This window comes from Cedecea neteri (assembly GCF_000757825.1).
GTDB lineage: Bacteria > Pseudomonadota > Gammaproteobacteria > Enterobacterales > Enterobacteriaceae > Cedecea > Cedecea selenatireducens.
The window spans coordinates 2,395,337-2,412,581 of sequence record NZ_CP009451.1; the positions used below are offsets into that span (position 1 = coordinate 2,395,337).

11 protein-coding genes, 6 tRNA genes and 2 rRNA genes are annotated in these 17,245 nt (G+C 51.0%); 1 reads left to right on the forward strand and 18 read right to left on the reverse strand.

Going from position 1 to position 17,245, the window contains the following annotated elements; translation table 11 throughout:
- Window positions 1–69 precede the first annotated feature (69 nt).
- From rpoB to JT31_RS11095, 12 genes are all read right to left on the reverse strand, one after another.
- Window positions 70–4,098, reverse strand: coding sequence for a DNA-directed RNA polymerase subunit beta (gene rpoB, locus JT31_RS11040; RefSeq protein WP_038476787.1), 4,029 nt, complete (start codon window positions 4,096–4,098; stop codon window positions 70–72).
- A 326-nt stretch (window positions 4,099–4,424) separates the two neighbouring features.
- Window positions 4,425–4,790, reverse strand: a complete 366-nt coding sequence (gene rplL, locus JT31_RS11045) for a 50S ribosomal protein L7/L12 (protein WP_038476789.1) — start codon at window positions 4,788–4,790, stop codon at window positions 4,425–4,427.
- A gap of 66 nt (window positions 4,791–4,856) precedes the next feature.
- Window positions 4,857–5,354: a 50S ribosomal protein L10 gene (rplJ, locus tag JT31_RS11050; protein WP_007704673.1), complete on the reverse strand. Its 498-nt coding sequence runs from the start codon at window positions 5,352–5,354 to the stop codon at window positions 4,857–4,859.
- A gap of 298 nt (window positions 5,355–5,652) precedes the next feature.
- Entirely contained in the window at window positions 5,653–6,360 is a 708-nt protein-coding gene (gene rplA, locus JT31_RS11055; RefSeq protein WP_038476792.1) for a 50S ribosomal protein L1, read from the reverse strand.
- A gap of 3 nt (window positions 6,361–6,363) precedes the next feature.
- Window positions 6,364–6,792 carry a 50S ribosomal protein L11 gene (rplK, locus tag JT31_RS11060; RefSeq protein WP_008460147.1) on the reverse strand — a complete coding sequence of 143 codons (429 nt, stop codon included), beginning with the start codon at window positions 6,790–6,792 and terminating at the stop codon, window positions 6,364–6,366.
- A 154-nt stretch (window positions 6,793–6,946) separates the two neighbouring features.
- A complete protein-coding gene (gene nusG, locus JT31_RS11065) occupies window positions 6,947–7,492 on the reverse strand; it encodes a transcription termination/antitermination protein NusG (protein WP_002438628.1) in 546 nt (181 codons plus the stop codon).
- A 1-nt stretch (window position 7,493) separates the two neighbouring features.
- Window positions 7,494–7,877, reverse strand: a complete 384-nt coding sequence (gene secE, locus JT31_RS11070) for a preprotein translocase subunit SecE (RefSeq protein WP_008460146.1) — start codon at window positions 7,875–7,877, stop codon at window positions 7,494–7,496.
- 233 nt (window positions 7,878–8,110) lie between these two features.
- Window positions 8,111–9,295 carry an elongation factor Tu gene (tuf, locus tag JT31_RS11075; RefSeq protein WP_038476797.1) on the reverse strand — a complete coding sequence of 395 codons (1,185 nt, stop codon included), beginning with the start codon at window positions 9,293–9,295 and terminating at the stop codon, window positions 8,111–8,113.
- A 112-nt stretch (window positions 9,296–9,407) separates the two neighbouring features.
- Window positions 9,408–9,483: transfer RNA gene (locus tag JT31_RS11080), tRNA-Thr, on the reverse strand.
- Between the two features lie 9 nt (window positions 9,484–9,492).
- A tRNA-Gly gene (locus JT31_RS11085) sits at window positions 9,493–9,567 on the reverse strand.
- 117 nt (window positions 9,568–9,684) lie between these two features.
- A tRNA-Tyr gene (locus JT31_RS11090) sits at window positions 9,685–9,769 on the reverse strand.
- 12 nt (window positions 9,770–9,781) lie between these two features.
- Window positions 9,782–9,857: transfer RNA gene (locus tag JT31_RS11095), tRNA-Thr, on the reverse strand.
- A gap of 448 nt (window positions 9,858–10,305) precedes the next feature.
- On the opposite strand from JT31_RS11095, the gene coaA reads away from it, so the two are divergent.
- Window positions 10,306–11,259, forward strand: coding sequence for a type I pantothenate kinase (gene coaA / locus JT31_RS11100; protein WP_038483028.1), 954 nt, complete (start codon window positions 10,306–10,308; stop codon window positions 11,257–11,259).
- A gap of 27 nt (window positions 11,260–11,286) precedes the next feature.
- Here the strand turns inward: coaA and birA are convergent, their stop codons facing one another.
- From birA to JT31_RS11130, 6 genes are all read right to left on the reverse strand, one after another.
- Window positions 11,287–12,249, reverse strand: coding sequence for a bifunctional biotin--[acetyl-CoA-carboxylase] ligase/biotin operon repressor BirA (gene birA / locus JT31_RS11105; protein ID WP_038476799.1), 963 nt, complete (start codon window positions 12,247–12,249; stop codon window positions 11,287–11,289).
- Window positions 12,246–13,274, reverse strand: coding sequence for a UDP-N-acetylmuramate dehydrogenase (murB, locus tag JT31_RS11110; protein WP_038476801.1), 1,029 nt, complete (start codon window positions 13,272–13,274; stop codon window positions 12,246–12,248). The genes birA and murB overlap by 4 nt, the downstream gene beginning before the upstream one ends.
- A 311-nt stretch (window positions 13,275–13,585) precedes the next feature.
- Window positions 13,586–13,701, reverse strand: a 5S ribosomal RNA gene (gene rrf, locus JT31_RS11115).
- Window positions 13,702–13,811: 110 nt separating this feature from the next.
- Window positions 13,812–16,720: ribosomal RNA gene (locus tag JT31_RS11120) — 23S ribosomal RNA — on the reverse strand.
- Between the two features lie 205 nt (window positions 16,721–16,925).
- Window positions 16,926–17,001, reverse strand: a tRNA-Ala gene (locus JT31_RS11125).
- A 113-nt stretch (window positions 17,002–17,114) separates the two neighbouring features.
- A tRNA-Ile gene (locus JT31_RS11130) sits at window positions 17,115–17,191 on the reverse strand.
- Between the last annotated feature and the right edge of the window lie 54 nt (window positions 17,192–17,245).

Below are 17,245 nucleotides of genomic sequence, written 5' to 3' on the forward strand. Positions count from 1 at the left end.
GCTCCCGTCGGAGTTAGCACTCTGTGATGCCCGACGTTAGCCGGGCACCCTGGACCTTTTGAGCAACGATTACTCGTCTTCCAGCTCGATGTTGATACCCAGCGAACGGATCTCTTTCAACAGTACGTTGAAGGATTCCGGCATGCCCGGTTCCATCTGATGGTTGCCATCCACGATGTTCTTATACATCTTGGTACGGCCATTCACGTCATCAGACTTAACGGTCAGCATTTCCTGCAGGGTATAGGCAGCGCCATATGCTTCCAGCGCCCACACTTCCATCTCACCGAAGCGCTGACCACCGAACTGAGCCTTACCACCCAGCGGCTGCTGAGTAACCAGGCTGTAAGAACCGGTAGAACGCGCGTGCATCTTGTCATCAACCAGGTGGTTCAGTTTCAGCATGTACATGTAACCTACGGTTACCTGACGCTCAAACTGCTCACCGGTGCGGCCGTCGAACAGGGTAATCTGGCCAGAAGATGGCAGACCGCCCAGTTGCAGCAGCTCTTTGATTTCCGACTCTTTTGCACCGTCGAATACCGGAGTAGCAATCGGCATACCTTTTTTCAGGTTTTCAGCCAGGCGCAGAACTTCATCGTCGGTGAAGGTGTTCAGATCTACCTTCTGACGAACGTCTGTACCCAGGTCATACGCTTTCTGGATGAATTCGCGCAGTTTGGCGACTTCCTGCTGCTGTTTCAGCATGGCGTTGATCTTCTCGCCGATACCTTTCGCAGCCATACCCAGGTGGGTTTCCAGAATCTGACCGATGTTCATACGAGATGGTACGCCCAGCGGGTTCAGTACGATGTCTACCGGCGTGCCGTTTTCATCGTATGGCATATCTTCGATCGGGTTGATCTTGGAGATAACACCTTTGTTCCCGTGACGACCTGCCATCTTGTCACCAGGCTGGATCTGACGTTTAACGGCCAGATACACTTTCACGATTTTCAGCACGCCAGGTGCCAGGTCATCGCCCTGAGTGATTTTGCGGCGCTTAGCTTCGAGTTTCTTCTCAAACTCGTGCTTCAGCTCGTCGTACTGCTCTGCCAGCTGCTCCAGCTGGTTTTGCTTATCTTCGTCGGTCAGACCCAGTTCCAGCCAGCGGTCACGCGGCAGTTTGTCGAGCTTCTCAGCTTCAACGCCACCGGAAACCAGTACGGCATAGATACGGCTGAACAGACCGGCTTCGAAGATCTGCAGTTCTTCGGACAGGTCTTTCTTAGCCTGCTTCAGCTGCATCTCTTCGATTTCCAGCGCACGTTTGTCTTTTTCCACGCCATCGCGGGTGAAGACCTGAACGTCGATTACGGTACCGGAAACGCCGTTTGGTACGCGCAGGGAAGAGTCTTTAACGTCAGACGCTTTCTCACCGAAGATTGCACGCAGCAGTTTCTCTTCTGGCGTCAGCTGGGTTTCACCTTTCGGCGTAACCTTACCAACCAGAATATCACCGCCGGTCACTTCAGCACCGATATACACGATACCGGACTCATCCAGCTTGGAGAGCGCAGCTTCACCCACGTTAGGGATGTCAGCGGTGATCTCTTCTGGCCCCAGTTTGGTGTCACGAGACACACAAGCCAGTTCCTGAATGTGGATAGTGGTGAAACGATCTTCCTGAACAACACGCTCGGATACGAGGATGGAGTCTTCGAAGTTGTAACCGTTCCACGGCATGAACGCTACGCGCATGTTCTGGCCAAGTGCCAGTTCACCGAGATCGGTAGACGGGCCGTCTGCCAGCACGTCGCCGCGTTCGATTGGCTCACCCAGGGACACGCAAGGCATCTGGTTGATGCAGGTGTTCTGGTTAGAACGGGTGTACTTAGTCAGGTTGTAGATGTCGATACCTGCTTCGCCCGGATACATCTCGTCTTCGTTAACTTTGATAACGATACGGGAGGCATCAACGTACTGAACGGTACCGCCACGTTTGGCAACGGCGGTAACGCCGGAGTCAACGGCTACAGCACGTTCCATACCGGTACCAACCAGCGGCTTATCAGCGCGCAGAGTCGGAACCGCCTGACGTTGCATGTTCGCACCCATCAATGCACGGTTGGCGTCATCGTGTTCCAGGAACGGGATCAGGGACGCACCGACGGAAACCACCTGCTGGGTGGAAACGTCCATGTAGTCAACCTGGTCGTTACTGAACAAGCTGGATTCGCCTTTGCTACGGCAGGTTACCAGGTCGTCTACAAAACGGCCTTCTTCGTTCAGGTTGGTGTTCGCCTGAGCGATGACGTAGTTACCTTCTTCAATAGCAGACAGGTAATGGATTTCGTCGGTCACAACGCCGTCAACAACGCGACGATACGGAGTCTCAAGGAAGCCGTATTCGTTAGTCTGTGCGTACACGGACAGGGAGTTGATCAGGCCGATGTTTGGACCTTCTGGGGTTTCGATTGGACACACACGACCGTAGTGGGTTGGGTGTACGTCACGTACTTCGAAGCCCGCGCGCTCACGGGTCAGACCGCCTGGGCCCAACGCGGAGATACGACGTTTGTGCGTGATCTCGGACAGCGGGTTGTTCTGGTCCATGAACTGAGACAGCTGGCTGGAACCAAAGAACTCTTTCACTGCGGCAGAGATAGGCTTGGCGTTGATCATATCCTGAGGCATCAGGGTATCCAGATCGCCCAGGGACAGACGCTCTTTCACCGCACGCTCAACACGTACCAGGCCAACGCGGAACTGGTTTTCCGCCATTTCGCCTACGGAACGGATACGACGGTTGCCGAGGTGGTCGATATCATCCACTTCGCCCTGACCGTTACGAATACCGATCAGCTTGCGCATAACTTCGATGATGTCATCTTTGCTCAGGATACCGGAGCCTTCGATTTCATCACGCAGCAGAGAACGGTTGAACTTCATACGACCAACCGCAGACAAGTCATAGCGGTCTTCGGAGAAGAACAGGTTCTCGAACAGGCTTTCCGCTGCTTCACGCGTTGGTGGCTCACCAGGACGCATCATACGGTAGATTTCAACCAGCGCGCTCAGGCGGTCATTGGTTGGATCGACGCGTACGGTCTCGGAGATGTATGCACCATGATCAAGATCGTTGGTGAACAGCGTTTCAATGCGCTTGTGGCCTGACTGGCTCAGTTTGGCCAGCAGATCCAAAGACAGTTCCATGTTCGCCGGGCAAATCAGTTCGCCGGTAGAAGCATCAACGTAGTCTTTAGCCGCAACTTTACCGGCGATGTACTCAACAGGAACTTCGATATGTTTGATATCGTCTTTTTCCAGTTGGCGAATATGGCGCGCGGTGATACGGCGGCCTTTTTCAACGTACACTTTGCCGTCAGCTTCGATGTCGAAGGAAGCGGTTTCGCCACGAAGGCGTTCCGGTACCAGCTCCATCTGCAGCTTGTTGTCACGGATTTCGAAATTAACTTTCTCAAAGAACAGGTCAAGGATCTGCTCAGTGGTGTAGTTCAGTGCGCGCAGGATGATGGTCGCAGGCAGTTTGCGGCGACGGTCAATACGCACGAACAGGTTATCTTTCGGGTCGAATTCGAAGTCCAGCCAGGAACCACGGTAAGGAATGATACGTGCGTTATACAGTACCTTCCCTGAAGAGTGGGTCTTACCTTTGTCACTGTCGAAGAACACGCCCGGGCTACGGTGAAGCTGAGAAACGATTACGCGCTCAGTACCGTTGATAACGAAGGTCCCGTTGTCGGTCATGAGCGGAATTTCGCCCATGTACACTTCTTGTTCTTTGATGTCTTTAACGGTGCCTTCCGGCGCTTCGCGCTCGTAGATCACCAGACGCAGTTTTACACGCAGCGGAGCAGAATACGTCACGCCACGGATTTGACATTCTTTAACGTCAAATACAGGTTCGCCCAGGCGATAGCTCACATACTGCAGCTCGGAATTGCCGCTGTAGCTTGCAATCGGGAATACGGAGCGGAAAGCCGCTTCCAGACCGTACTGACCTTCGGGATCTTGCTCGATGAACTTCTGGAACGAGTCAAGCTGGATAGAAAGGAGATAAGGAATGTCCAGTACTTGTGGACGCTTTCCAAAATCCTTACGAATACGTTTTTTCTCGGTATAGGAGTAAACCATTAGGGTTCCTCAGCTCGCTGACAAGTCGACCCATCTGCCCGTCGAAAGGGGCAGTTTATGCAACACTATTTTGTGGATCGGAAAGTGGAACACTTCCCGCAATACTTGTTTCTATCACTCTTAAACCATTTCGTTACGCTTTGCCCCGGAACTCCCGGCGCGAAAAGACGCAATATATTAAGGCGTCGATAGGAACAAACATTGGGAGGTAATCAGCAGTCAAACAGCGTGAAACGCTGCTGATACCCTACAGCGCAAAAAGGCTGGTGACTAAAAAGTCACCAGCCATCAGCCTAATTTCTCAGGCTGCAACCAGAAGGGTTGGCTTATTTAACTTCAACTTCAGCGCCAGCTTCTTCCAGAGATTTTTTCAGAGCTTCTGCGTCGTCTTTGCTGATGCCTTCTTTCAGAACGGCATTCGGGGTTTCTGCCAGGTCTTTAGCTTCTTTCAGACCCAGGCCAGTTGCGCCACGAACAGCTTTGATTACGGCAACTTTGTTAGCGCCAGCAGCTTTCAGAATAACGTCGAACTCAGTTTTCTCTTCAGCAGCTTCAGCTGGGCCAGCAGCAACAGCTACAGCAGCAGCAGCAGAAACACCGAATTTTTCTTCCATTGCAGAGATCAGTTCTACAACGTCCATTACGGACATAGCGGATACTGCTTCAATGATTTGATCTTTAGTGATAGACATTTAAATTGTTCCTGAATATCAGAATAAGTTTATACGTAAGCGAATACTTGATAAAGAAAACTGCGATTAAGCAGCTTCTTTTGCATCGCGTACAGCAGCCAGAGTACGAACCAGTTTGCCAGCCGAAGCTTCTTTCATGGTTGCCATCAGGCGTGCAATTGCTTCTTCGTAGGTCGGCAGAGTTGCCAGGCGGTCGATTTGCGACGCCGGGATCAGCTCACCTTCAAAGGCAGCGGCTTTGACCTCAAATTTTGCATTCGCTTTAGCGAAATCTTTGAACAGACGAGCAGCAGCGCCCGGGTGTTCCATAGAATATGCAATCAGGGTCGGACCAACGAACGCGTCTTTCAGGCACTCAAACTGAGTACCCTCAACAACACGGCGCAGCAAGGTGTTGCGAACAACACGCATGTAAACGCCGGCTTCGCGACCTGCTTTACGCAGTTCGGTCATTTTATCTACAGTAACGCCGCGGGAATCCGCAACTACTGCAGACAGCGCGCCTTTGGCTACTTCGCTGACTTCAGCAACAATCGCTTGTTTGTCTTGAAGATTTAAAGCCATTAGCTTTTGCTCCTGGGTTTTAGCCGGGACAGAAGTCCCGAAACTCACTTCGCGCTTAACCACAATGGAAAAACGCGTCTACATACGGTGAGCAGAAACAAGCTAAAGACTATCTAAAAATATTCTTCAGGTTCTGTCACCGTCTACGCAGGCAATTAAGTCTCTTGCGAAACACCTGCGGTCTTGGACGGAGGCCTGGATAAGGCCAGGCTCCAACCGAAAATTCTTTGTGTTCTGTATTAACAGAACAACGGGCGTAAGATATTAGACTAATCTTTCGCCCGCGTAAAGGCGATTATTAGTTCGCCACAGTCGCGGTCAGACCGGACTGATCAACGGCAACACCAGCACCCATGGTGGTGGAGATGCTAACTTTCTTGATGTACACGCCTTTCGCCTGAGATGGTTTTGCTTTTTTCAGAGCAACCAGCAGAGATTCCAGGTTTTCTTTCAGTTTGTCAGCGTCAAAATCCACTTTACCGATGGTGGTGTGGATGATGCCGTTTTTGTCGTTACGGTAACGAACCTGACCTGCTTTAGCATTTTTAACTGCTTCTGCAACGTTAGGGGTTACGGTACCAACTTTCGGGTTTGGCATCAGGCCGCGTGGACCCAGAACCTGACCCAGCTGGCCAACAACGCGCATTGCATCTGGAGATGCGATAACAACGTCGAAGTTCATTTCGCCTTTCTTGATCTGGTCAGCCAGATCTTCCATACCTACCAGCTCTGCGCCAGCAGCTTTAGCTGCTTCAGCGTTAGGGCCCTGAGCAAATACGGCTACGCGAACGGAACGGCCAGTACCGTGCGGCAGTACAGTTGCACCACGTACGTTCTGGTCAGATTTACGAGCGTCGATGCCGAGGTTAACGGCAACGTCAACGCTTTCTACGAATTTAGCAGTGGCCAGCTCTTTCAGCAGAGCGATAGCTTCGTTGATGTCATACTGCTTAGTTGCATCAACTTTGTCACGAATCACGGACATGCGCTTGGTCAGTTTAGCCATTTCTTAGTCCTCCACTACCAGGCCCATGGAACGTGCAGTACCTTCAATGGAGCGAGTCATCGCTTCAATGTCGGAACCAGTCATGTCGGCAGCTTTGGTCTGCGCGATTTCCTGCAGCTGAGCGCGGGAAACTTTACCCACTTTGTCTTTGTTCGGCTTACCGGAACCAGACTTGATACCAGCCGCTTTCTTCAGCAGAACTGCTGCTGGAGGGGTTTTGGTAACGAAAGTGAAAGAACGGTCAGCGTAAACGGTAATAACAACCGGGATTGGCAGACCTTTTTCCAGGGATTCAGTTTTTGCGTTGAACGCTTTACAGAATTCCATGATGTTCACACCCTGCTGACCCAGAGCTGGACCAACTGGTGGACTTGGGTTCGCCATACCAGCTGCAACCTGCAGCTTGACGTAGGCTTGTACTTTCTTAGCCATTCTAAAATCCTCTGATTGGGTAATAGCGCCTCAAAGAAGCTCCCCGTGAATAAACGTCTTATGTGTACGAGACACATAAAAACAAAAGGCGCGAAATTGTATGCCAATTTCGCGCCCTGTGCAATCAATAATCGCTGCTTAAACGATCAAATTATCAGGCTTTCTCAACCTGAGCAAAATCCAGTTCAACCGGCGTTGCACGTCCAAAGATGGAAACGGAAACCTTCAGGCGGCTCTTCTCGTAATCCACTTCTTCCACTACACCGTTGAAGTCCGCAAACGGACCATCGCTAACGCGTACCATTTCACCTGGTTCGAACAGCGTTTTCGGACGCGGCTTGTCACCCACCTGCTGCAGGCGGTTCATGATCGCATCAACTTCTTTATCGCTGATTGGTGCTGGGCGATCGGAAGTCCCACCGATGAAACCCATTACGCGAGGAACGCTACGCACCAGGTGCCAGCTTGCGTCGTTCATCACCATCTGGACCAGAACGTAGCCAGGGAAGAATTTACGTTCGCTTTTACGACGTTGGCCGCCACGGATTTCAACAACCTCTTCGGTTGGAACCATGACTTCGCCAAACAGCTCTTCCATGTTGTGGAGTTTGATATGTTCGCGCAGCGACGTGGCTACACGACCTTCAAAACCGGAAAACGCCTGAACGACGTACCAACGCTTTTTAGGGGCTTCAGACATCTCAGAACCTCAGGCCAGTAATAAAAGATACCAGGCGGACCAGAATACCATCCAGCCCCCACAAAATCAGTGACATCACAGCGGTAACCGCGGCCACGATTAAAGTGGTGTGCAGAGTTTCCTGGCGAGTAGGCCAAATCACCTTGCGTACTTCAGTTCTCGCTTCGCGAGCAAAGGCTACGGTTGCTTTGCCTTTTACCGTCAGCAGTGCAACACCACCTGCCGCTGCAATCAGAATTACCACAGCCAGTGCACGAAGCGGCAGAGTGATATCACGATAAATGTAGTTGCCCACGATTGCCACGAGCAGCAAAACGACTACTGCCAGCCACTTCATCGCTTCGAGGCCACGCCCGCTCCCTTGAGCTTCGGTATTCGCACTCATAAACCAACCTGTCACAATAAATCAGACAAACATTTTTGCCCCGCGCAGGCGAGGCAACCAAACCGAATGGCCCTTTTCAGGCGCTATCCGGCATAAACGCCATCTTCAGAGCCTGTCTCAGCAATGATTATCGGTAAAAAATCACTGATGAGCCAGGTTCTGGTTCGAAAGCGTACAAAAAGGGCATCAAATGATGCCCTCTTCTTGCGCATTGCGTCAAATGTTATCAGCGATTAAGCGATAACTTTAGCAACAACGCCCGCACCAACGGTACGGCCACCTTCACGGATTGCGAAACGCAGACCGTCATCCATCGCGATTGGGTGGATCAGGGTAACAACCATTTTGATGTTGTCGCCTGGCATTACCATCTCTACGCCTTCTGGCAGTTCGATGGTACCGGTCACGTCAGTTGTACGGAAGTAGAACTGTGGACGGTAGCCTTTGAAGAACGGAGTATGACGGCCGCCTTCGTCTTTGGACAGGATGTACACTTCAGATTCGAACTTGGTGTGCGGCTTGATAGAGCCTGGCTTAGCCAGAACCTGACCACGTTCGATTTCTTCACGTTTGATACCACGCAGCAGAACACCAACGTTCTCACCAGCACGGCCTTCGTCCAGCAGTTTGCGGAACATTTCAACGCCGGTACAGGTAGATTTCGCAGTATCTTTGATACCAACGATTTCTACTTCTTCGCCCACTTTAACGATACCGCGCTCTACACGACCGGTAACAACGGTACCACGGCCGGAGATGGAGAATACGTCTTCGATTGGCAGCAGGAACGGCAGGTCGATTGCACGTACTGGTTCTGGGATGTAGGAATCCAGGAAGCCAGCCAGTTCAACGATTTTAGCTTCCCACTCAGCTTCGCCTTCCAGCGCTTTCAGAGCAGAACCACGGATGATTGGAGTGTCATCGCCCGGGAAGTCGTACTGAGACAGAAGTTCACGAACTTCCATTTCAACCAGTTCCAGCAGCTCTTCGTCATCAACCATGTCACATTTGTTCAGGAACACGATGATGTAAGGAACGCCAACCTGACGACCCAGCAGGATGTGCTCACGGGTCTGAGGCATAGGGCCGTCAGTCGCAGCAACAACCAGGATAGCGCCGTCCATCTGAGCAGCACCGGTGATCATGTTTTTCACGTAGTCGGCGTGCCCTGGGCAGTCAACGTGCGCGTAGTGACGAGTCGGGGTGTCGTATTCAACGTGGGAAGTGTTGATGGTGATACCACGAGCTTTTTCTTCTGGTGCGTTATCGATCTGGTCGAATGCACGAGCAGAACCACCGTAGGTTTTAGCCAGAACGGTAGTGATTGCAGCGGTCAGCGTTGTTTTACCATGGTCAACGTGGCCGATAGTACCGACGTTAACGTGCGGTTTTGTACGTTCAAACTTTTCTTTAGACATCGATTGTCCCTCTAAGACACGGATAAATCGGTGATATCACCACATCAACCAGGCATATGCCTGAATTAGCTGAATGCATTAACAGAAGAGAAACAGGGAGGAGATAAAGAAGTGGTGCTGATAGGCAGATTCGAACTGCCGACCTCACCCTTACCAAGGGTGCGCTCTACCAACTGAGCTATATCAGCACATCTTGTTGGAGCGGGCAGTGGGAATCGAACCCACATCATCAGCTTGGAAGGCTGAGGTAATAGCCATTATACGATGCCCGCATCCTGGAACTCGGCTACCTGAATCTTTCTGTACTGAATATGAGAGAAGGCCTCTCAATATTCGAGCCGACAAACTGCTTGTCTATCGTCTCGGGCTTCGCAATGCGTTGCCGAATATGGTGGTGGGGGAAGGATTCGAACCTTCGAAGTCGATGACGGCAGATTTACAGTCTGCTCCCTTTGGCCGCTCGGGAACCCCACCTGGGGTACTTGATGGTGCCGGCTACCGGAATCGAACTGGTGACCTACTGATTACAAGTCAGTTGCTCTACCTACTGAGCTAAGCCGGCATCAAGTAGCGCGCATTCTAGGAAGACAGAGCCGCGCATGCAACAAAAAAATTGCATAAAATGCACTACCGCTCACATTTTGTGCTAGATCTCGAAAATATGATGGCTAAAGCACCAATTGAGAACAAATTTCCATCATTACCGCCTGCCATATTGCCTGACCCGACGTTTTGTTATTGTAGAATGGCAATCGTGAGTCCTGAAAGGGGCTAGTTATGCAACGATTACTTGCAGACCTCTCTTTTACCTAAGCGTAACGTGATGTATTCGCCGTAATACGTCACTGCTGTTGATTTTTTCTTATCGTTCTCTCCATTCCGGTGTTACCCTCCTGCCCACTATTGAAAAGTTAAATACGCTGCATACTTTTGATGCACTACGTTTGATTTCATGCGTTAGAGAATGCAGTGCGTAAATTTTGTCCTGAATTACAGGCAGAAGCATGCTTATGAGTAATAAAGAGCAAATGTTGGCAACGACCCCATATCTACAATTTGACCGGAGCCAGTGGGCGGCTTTGCGTGACTCAGTCCCCATGACGCTAACCGAAGGGGAAATAGCCCGGTTAAAAGGCATTAACGAAGACCTCTCCCTGGAAGAAGTGGCCGAGATTTATCTGCCGCTGTCTCGCCTGCTCAATTTTTATATCAGTTCAAACCTGCGGCGCCAGGCGGTACTCGAGCAGTTCCTTGGCACAAACGGACAACGCATTCCCTATGTCATTAGTATTGCGGGCAGTGTGGCGGTCGGGAAGAGCACTACAGCTCGCGTACTGCAGGCTTTGCTGAGCCGCTGGCCTGAGCATCGCCGGGTTGAGCTGATTACCACTGATGGCTTCCTTCATCCAAATAAAGTGCTCAAAGAGCGCAATTTGATGAAGAAGAAAGGCTTCCCGCAATCCTATGATATGCATCGCCTGGTGAAGTTTGTCTCTGATATCAAATCTGGCGCAACCAATGTGACAGCGCCGGTTTACTCACATCTCGTGTATGACGTGATTCCTGACGGTGACAAGATAGTTGCCCAGCCGGATATATTAATCCTGGAAGGATTGAACGTTTTGCAAAGCGGAATGGATTATCCGCACGATCCGCATCATGTATTTGTTTCGGATTTTGTGGATTTTTCTATTTATGTCGATGCGCCGGAAGAGTTATTACAAAACTGGTATATCAATCGTTTCCTGAAATTCCGGGAAGGCGCTTTTACCGATCCAAATTCTTATTTCCATAGCTATGCAAAACTTTCTCAGGATGAAGCTGTGAATATTGCCATGCAGTTATGGAAAGAGATTAATCTGTTGAATTTACAGCAGAACATATTACCCACACGCGATCGCGCAAGCTTAATAATGACAAAAAGTGCTAATCATGCCGTTGACTGCGTTAAGCTGAGAAAATAATAAGGCGAGGGGGAAATCCCCCTCTCTTTAATTCACACCGCGCAGGGAAATTTCACCGCCAACCCAAGACTTTATTACGCCATCCTGTTCCAGCAATAATCCCCCCTGCTCGTTGATCCCGCGAGAAATACCATAAATCTCACGTTCACCGATAATGAGCTTTACCGGACGATGAATAAAATTATCCAGCTTTTCCCAGCGAGGCAGAAACGGTACCAGACTTTCCTGCTCAAATAGCTGCAGCGCCGCACGAAGCTCCTGAATAAGCGTTATGGCCAACGTATTCCTGTCAATACGGATACCGGCTTCCTGCAGGTTAATCCAGCCCTGGTTAATCACATCTGTAGCTACGCTGCGCATCGCGAGATTAATCCCTGCTCCAATTACTATCTGTGCAGCGTCCCCCGTTTTGCCCGTGAGCTCAACCAGAATACCGGCAAGCTTGCGATCGTTGAGATAGAGGTCATTTGGCCATTTAACTCTGACCTCTTCGGCACCAAGCCTCTGCAATACTTCGGCCATTACGATGCCAATAACAAGGCTGAGACCAATTGCCGCCGCGGGTCCCTGCTCCAGACGCCAGTACATGGACAGATAAAGATTTGCCCCAAAGGGGGAAAACCACTGGCGACCTCGTCTGCCACGCCCAGCCTGCTGGTATTCGGCTATACAGGCATCACCGGACTGAAGGGTGCTGAGGCGATCGAGCAGGTACTGATTGGTCGAATCAATCACCGGTAGCACAGCTACTGTACCACTATCGATTTGCGACTTAATGAAGCTTTCATCCAGCAGCTGGATGGGCTCCGGCAAGCTGTAGCCTTTGCCCGGAACGGTGAAAACATCAATACCCCAGTCTCTCAACGTTTGAACATGCTTATTAATCGCGGCACGGCTCATGCCTAATTGCTCACCCAGATGCTCGCCGGAATGAAACTCGCCGTCTGCAAGAATACTGATTAACGTTAACGGAACTCGATTATCTTTCATGCGATAGTCTCCACGGCGCTGACTTCACCTTTACCGCCCATAAAACGAACCTCAGGCTCAAGCCAGACATCAAACTTTTCTCCGACTCGCTGGCGAATATAATGAGCGAGGGCAATTACATCCGAGCTGCTTGCCTCATCTTCATTAATAATAACAAGGGCCTGCTGCTGATGAACCGCCGCGCCACCGATGCGATGGCCCTTGAGCTGGCATTGATCGATCAGCCAGCCAGCAGCAAGCTTAACGCTAGCGTCAGGTTGCGGATAATGAGGCACGTTCGCCACGTTGGAAATCAGTTTTTCTGCCTGTTCGGCACTAATAACGGGGTTTTTGAAGAAACTACCGGCATTACCATTCACTTTAGGATCGGGCAGCTTCGAGGTTCTCATAGTGCAGACGCTTTCAAAAATCTGCTGAGGCGTAACGGTAGCCGGATCTAATTTAGTCAGATCACCATAGTTGAGCACAGGCATCCATGCTTTCGGCAGGCGGTAACCTACAGCAACAATCGCGAAGCGATCCTGATAGTCATGTTTGAAGATACTGTCACGGTAGCCAAAGCGGCACTCTTCGTTGGTTAAACGCAACGCACGGCCGTTGCTCAGCTCAACACAATCGACGTAATCGCAGACCTTTTTTATTTCGACCCCATATGCTCCAATGTTTTGGATTGGCGATGAGCCTGCACAACCGGGGATCAAAGCAAGATTTTCCAGACCCGGCATGCCTTGCTGGAGGGTATATTCCACGAGATTATGCCAGTTTTCACCGGCTCCGACATGCAGTAACCAGGCATCTTCAGTTTCAATCACCTGGATCCCTTTGATGCGATTAACAATCACCGTTCCCTCAAAGTCCTGCAGGAAAAGGACGTTACTGCCTTCACCCAGAATAAGAACGGGCTGCTGAGCATGCATCGATGCTGTCCATGCTTCAGTAAGCTGTTGTACGGATTCAGCGATAACTATACGTTCAGCCGTTGCCTGAATACCAAAGGTATTGAAGGGTTTAAGAGAGGAGTTCATGTCAGCCATTTCCCGGAATATTAACCGAAGTAGTTTACCCGATCCTACCGGGATTGGCTTGCCTGTCTCGGTATAACGCGCATAGCAAAAAGGCCCAGTCTTTCGACTGAGCCTTTTGTTTTATTTGATGCCTGGCAGTTCCTACAGTACTCGTATCATCCTGATACTCGCCCCTTTGGGGCCGCCGCAGGCGGCGTTCAAACGTGTTCCCGACACGTTTGTCGCATGCCCATGCTCGTGCAGATAATTTCCTGATATCACATAAACAAAAAACCCCAGCCGTCAGGCTGAGGTTTTTTGTTTTATTTGATGCCTGGCAGTTCCCTACTCTCGCATGGGGAGACCCCACACTACCATCGGCGCTACGGCGTTTCACTTCTGAGTTCGGCATGGGGTCAGGTGGGACCACCGCGCTACGGCCGCCAGGCAAATTCTGTTATTGACCGTCATGCATCCGCATAACCATCAATCTAATCCTGAACTAAGCTGAAAATTTACTCTTCTCTCTAAATTCTCTCAAAACACCTTCGGTGTTGTAAGGTTAAGCCTCACGGATCATTAGTACTGGTTAGCTCAACGTATCGCTACGCTTACACACCCAGCCTATCAACGTCGTAGTCTTCAACGTTCCTTCAGGACCCTTAAAGGGTCAGGGAGAACTCATCTCGGGGCAAGTTTCGCGCTTAGATGCTTTCAGCGCTTATCTTTTCCGCATTTAGCTACCGGGCAATGCCATTGGCATGACAACCCGAACACCAGTGATGCGTCCACTCCGGTCCTCTCGTACTAGGAGCAGCCCCCCTCAATTCTCCAGCGCCCACGGCAGATAGGGACCGAACTGTCTCACGACGTTCTAAACCCAGCTCGCGTACCACTTTAAATGGCGAACAGCCATACCCTTGGGACCTACTTCAGCCCCAGGATGTGATGAGCCGACATCGAGGTGCCAAACACCGCCGTCGATATGAACTCTTGGGCGGTATCAGCCTGTTATCCCCGGAGTACCTTTTATCCGTTGAGCGATGGCCCTTCCATTCAGAACCACCGGATCACTAAGACCTGCTTTCGCACCTGCTCGAGCCGTCACTCTCGCAGTCAAGCTAGCTTATGCCTTTGCACTAACCTCACGATGTCCGACCGTGATTAGCTAACCTTCGTGCTCCTCCGTTACGCTTTAGGAGGAGACCGCCCCAGTCAAACTACCCACCAGACACTGTCCGCAACCCGGATTACGGGTCTACGTTAGAACATCAAACATTAAAGGGTGGTATTTCAAGGTTGGCTCCACGCAGACTGGCGTCCACGCTTCAAAGCCTCCCACCTATCCTACACATCAAGGCTCAATGTTCAGTGTCAAGCTATAGTAAAGGTTCACGGGGTCTTTCCGTCTTGCCGCGGGTACACTGCATCTTCACAGCGATTTCAATTTCACTGAGTCTCGGGTGGAGACAGCCTGGCCATCATTACGCCATTCGTGCAGGTCGGAACTTACCCGACAAGGAATTTCGCTACCTTAGGACCGTTATAGTTACGGCCGCCGTTTACCGGGGCTTCGATCAAGAGCTTCTCCTTGCGGATAACCCCATCAATTAACCTTCCGGCACCGGGCAGGCGTCACACCGTATACGTCCACTTTCGTGTTTGCACAGTGCTGTGTTTTTAATAAACAGTTGCAGCCAGCTGGTATCTTCGACTGCCTTCAGCTCCACCCGCAAGGGGTTTCACCTACCGACAGCGTGCCTTCTCCCGAAGTTACGGCACCATTTTGCCTAGTTCCTTCACCCGAGTTCTCTCAAGCGCCTTGGTATTCTCTACCTGACCACCTGTGTCGGTTTGGGGTACGATTTAATGTTACCTGATGCTTAGAGGCTTTTCCTGGAAGCAGGGCATTTGTTACTTCAGCACCGTAGTGCCTCGTCATCACACCTCAGCGTTTGATAAGCGTCCGGATTTACCTAAACGCTCCGCCTACATGCTTAAACCGGGACAACCGTCGCCCGGCTAACATAGCCTTCTCCGTCCCCCCTTCGCAGTAACACCAAGTACAGGAATATTAACCTGTTTCCCATCGACTACGCCTTTCGGCCTCGCCTTAGGGGTCGACTCACCCTGCCCCGATTAACGTTGGACAGGAACCCTTGGTCTTCCGGCGAGCGGGCTTTTCACCCGCTTTATCGTTACTTATGTCAGCATTCGCACTTCTGATACCTCCAGCAGACCTCACAGTCCACCTTCGACGGCTTACAGAACGCTCCCCTACCCAACAACGCATAAGCGTCGCTGCCGCAGCTTCGGTGCATGGTTTAGCCCCGTTACATCTTCCGCGCAGGCCGACTCGACCAGTGAGCTATTACGCTTTCTTTAAATGATGGCTGCTTCTAAGCCAACATCCTGGCTGTCTGTGCCTTCCCACATCGTTTCCCACTTAACCATGACTTTGGGACCTTAGCTGGCGGTCTGGGTTGTTTCCCTCTTCACGACGGACGTTAGCACCCGCCGTGTGTCTCCCGTGATAACATTCTTCGGTATTCGTAGTTTGCATCGGGTTGGTAAGCCGGGATGGCCCCCTAGCCGAAACAGTGCTCTACCCCCGAAGATGAGTTCACGAGGCGCTACCTAAATAGCTTTCGGGGAGAACCAGCTATCTCCCGGTTTGATTGGCCTTTCACCCCCAGCCACAAGTCATCCGCTAATTTTTCAACATTAGTCGGTTCGGTCCTCCAGTTAGTGTTACCCAACCTTCAACCTGCCCATGGCTAGATCACCGGGTTTCGGGTCTATACCCTGCAACTTAACGCCCAGTTAAGACTCGGTTTCCCTGCGGCTCCCCTATACGGTTAACCTTGCTACAGAATATAAGTCGCTGACCCATTATACAAAAGGTACGCAGTCACCCCATAAAAGAGGCTCCCACTGCTTGTACGTACACGGTTTCAGGTTCTGTTTCACTCCCCTCGCCGGGGTTCTTTTCGCCTTTCCCTCACGGTACTGGTTCACTATCGGTCAGTCAGGAGTATTTAGCCTTGGAGGATGGTCCCCCCATATTCAGACAGGATACCACGTGTCCCGCCCTACTCTTCGAACTCACAGCATGTGCATTTTAGTGTACGGGAGTATCACCCTGTACCCTGCGACTTTCCAGACGCTTCCACTAACACACAAACTGATTCAGGTTCTGGGCTGTTCCCCGTTCGCTCGCCGCTACTGGGGGAATCTCGGTTGATTTCTTTTCCTCGGGGTACTTAGATGTTTCAGTTCCCCCGGTTCGCTTCGTTAAGCTATGTATTCACTTAACGATAGTGTGTCGAATCACACTGGGTTTCCCCATTCGGAAATCGCCGGCTATAACGGTTCATATCACCTTACCGACGCTTATCGCAGATTAGCACGTCCTTCATCGCCTCTGACTGCCAGGGCATCCACCGTGTACGCTTAGTCGCTTAACCTCACAACCCGAAGATGTCTCGTGAGACACCATCGCTGTTGCGAAAATTTGAGAGACTCGAACATGTCTTAACCCCATCCCTTATTACGGAGGAATGAGACGACATGTCGTTTCAATTTTCAGCTTGTTCCGGATTGTTAAAGAGCAAATACTTCGCAGCACACCGTTGCCGGTACACTCTGAAGTAGTTTTGGTGCATGAAATGATGGTGGAGCTAAGCGGGATCGAACCGCTGACCTCCTGCGTGCAAGGCAGGCGCTCTCCCAGCTGAGCTATAGCCCCATCGATTTCGTAAAACCTTTGATTACCGTTAATTTTCATCTGGTCAAGGCGCAACTTAGCGACGCATACTTAAGTATGCGAGTCTGAGGTGCAACGCAGAACAGGGGAAAATTTGGTAGGCCTGAGTGGACTTGAACCACCGACCTCACCCTTATCAGGGGTGCGCTCTAACCACCTGAGCTACAAGCCTATAAGGTTTTACTGCTCGTTTTCTATCAGACAATCTGTGTGAGCACTACGCGGG

What these genes read in the sequence shown, in the direction of transcription:
- coaA (WP_038483028.1), top strand. Translation starts at nt 10,306, where the DNA reads ATGAGTAATAAAGAGCAAATGTTGGCAACGACCCCATATCTACAATTT.
- nusG (WP_002438628.1), bottom strand. Translation starts at nt 7,492, where the DNA reads ATGTCTGAAGCCCCTAAAAAGCGTTGGTACGTCGTTCAGGCGTTTTCC.
- rplK (WP_008460147.1), bottom strand. Translation starts at nt 6,792, where the DNA reads ATGGCTAAGAAAGTACAAGCCTACGTCAAGCTGCAGGTTGCAGCTGGT.
- murB (WP_038476801.1), bottom strand. Translation starts at nt 13,274, where the DNA reads ATGAACTCCTCTCTTAAACCCTTCAATACCTTTGGTATTCAGGCAACG.
- rpoB (WP_038476787.1), bottom strand. Translation starts at nt 4,098, where the DNA reads ATGGTTTACTCCTATACCGAGAAAAAACGTATTCGTAAGGATTTTGGA.
- rplL (WP_038476789.1), bottom strand. Translation starts at nt 4,790, where the DNA reads ATGTCTATCACTAAAGATCAAATCATTGAAGCAGTATCCGCTATGTCC.
- rplJ (WP_007704673.1), bottom strand. Translation starts at nt 5,354, where the DNA reads ATGGCTTTAAATCTTCAAGACAAACAAGCGATTGTTGCTGAAGTCAGC.
- secE (WP_008460146.1), bottom strand. Translation starts at nt 7,877, where the DNA reads ATGAGTGCGAATACCGAAGCTCAAGGGAGCGGGCGTGGCCTCGAAGCG.
- rplA (WP_038476792.1), bottom strand. Translation starts at nt 6,360, where the DNA reads ATGGCTAAACTGACCAAGCGCATGTCCGTGATTCGTGACAAAGTTGAT.
- birA (WP_038476799.1), bottom strand. Translation starts at nt 12,249, where the DNA reads ATGAAAGATAATCGAGTTCCGTTAACGTTAATCAGTATTCTTGCAGAC.
- tuf (WP_038476797.1), bottom strand. Translation starts at nt 9,295, where the DNA reads ATGTCTAAAGAAAAGTTTGAACGTACAAAACCGCACGTTAACGTCGGT.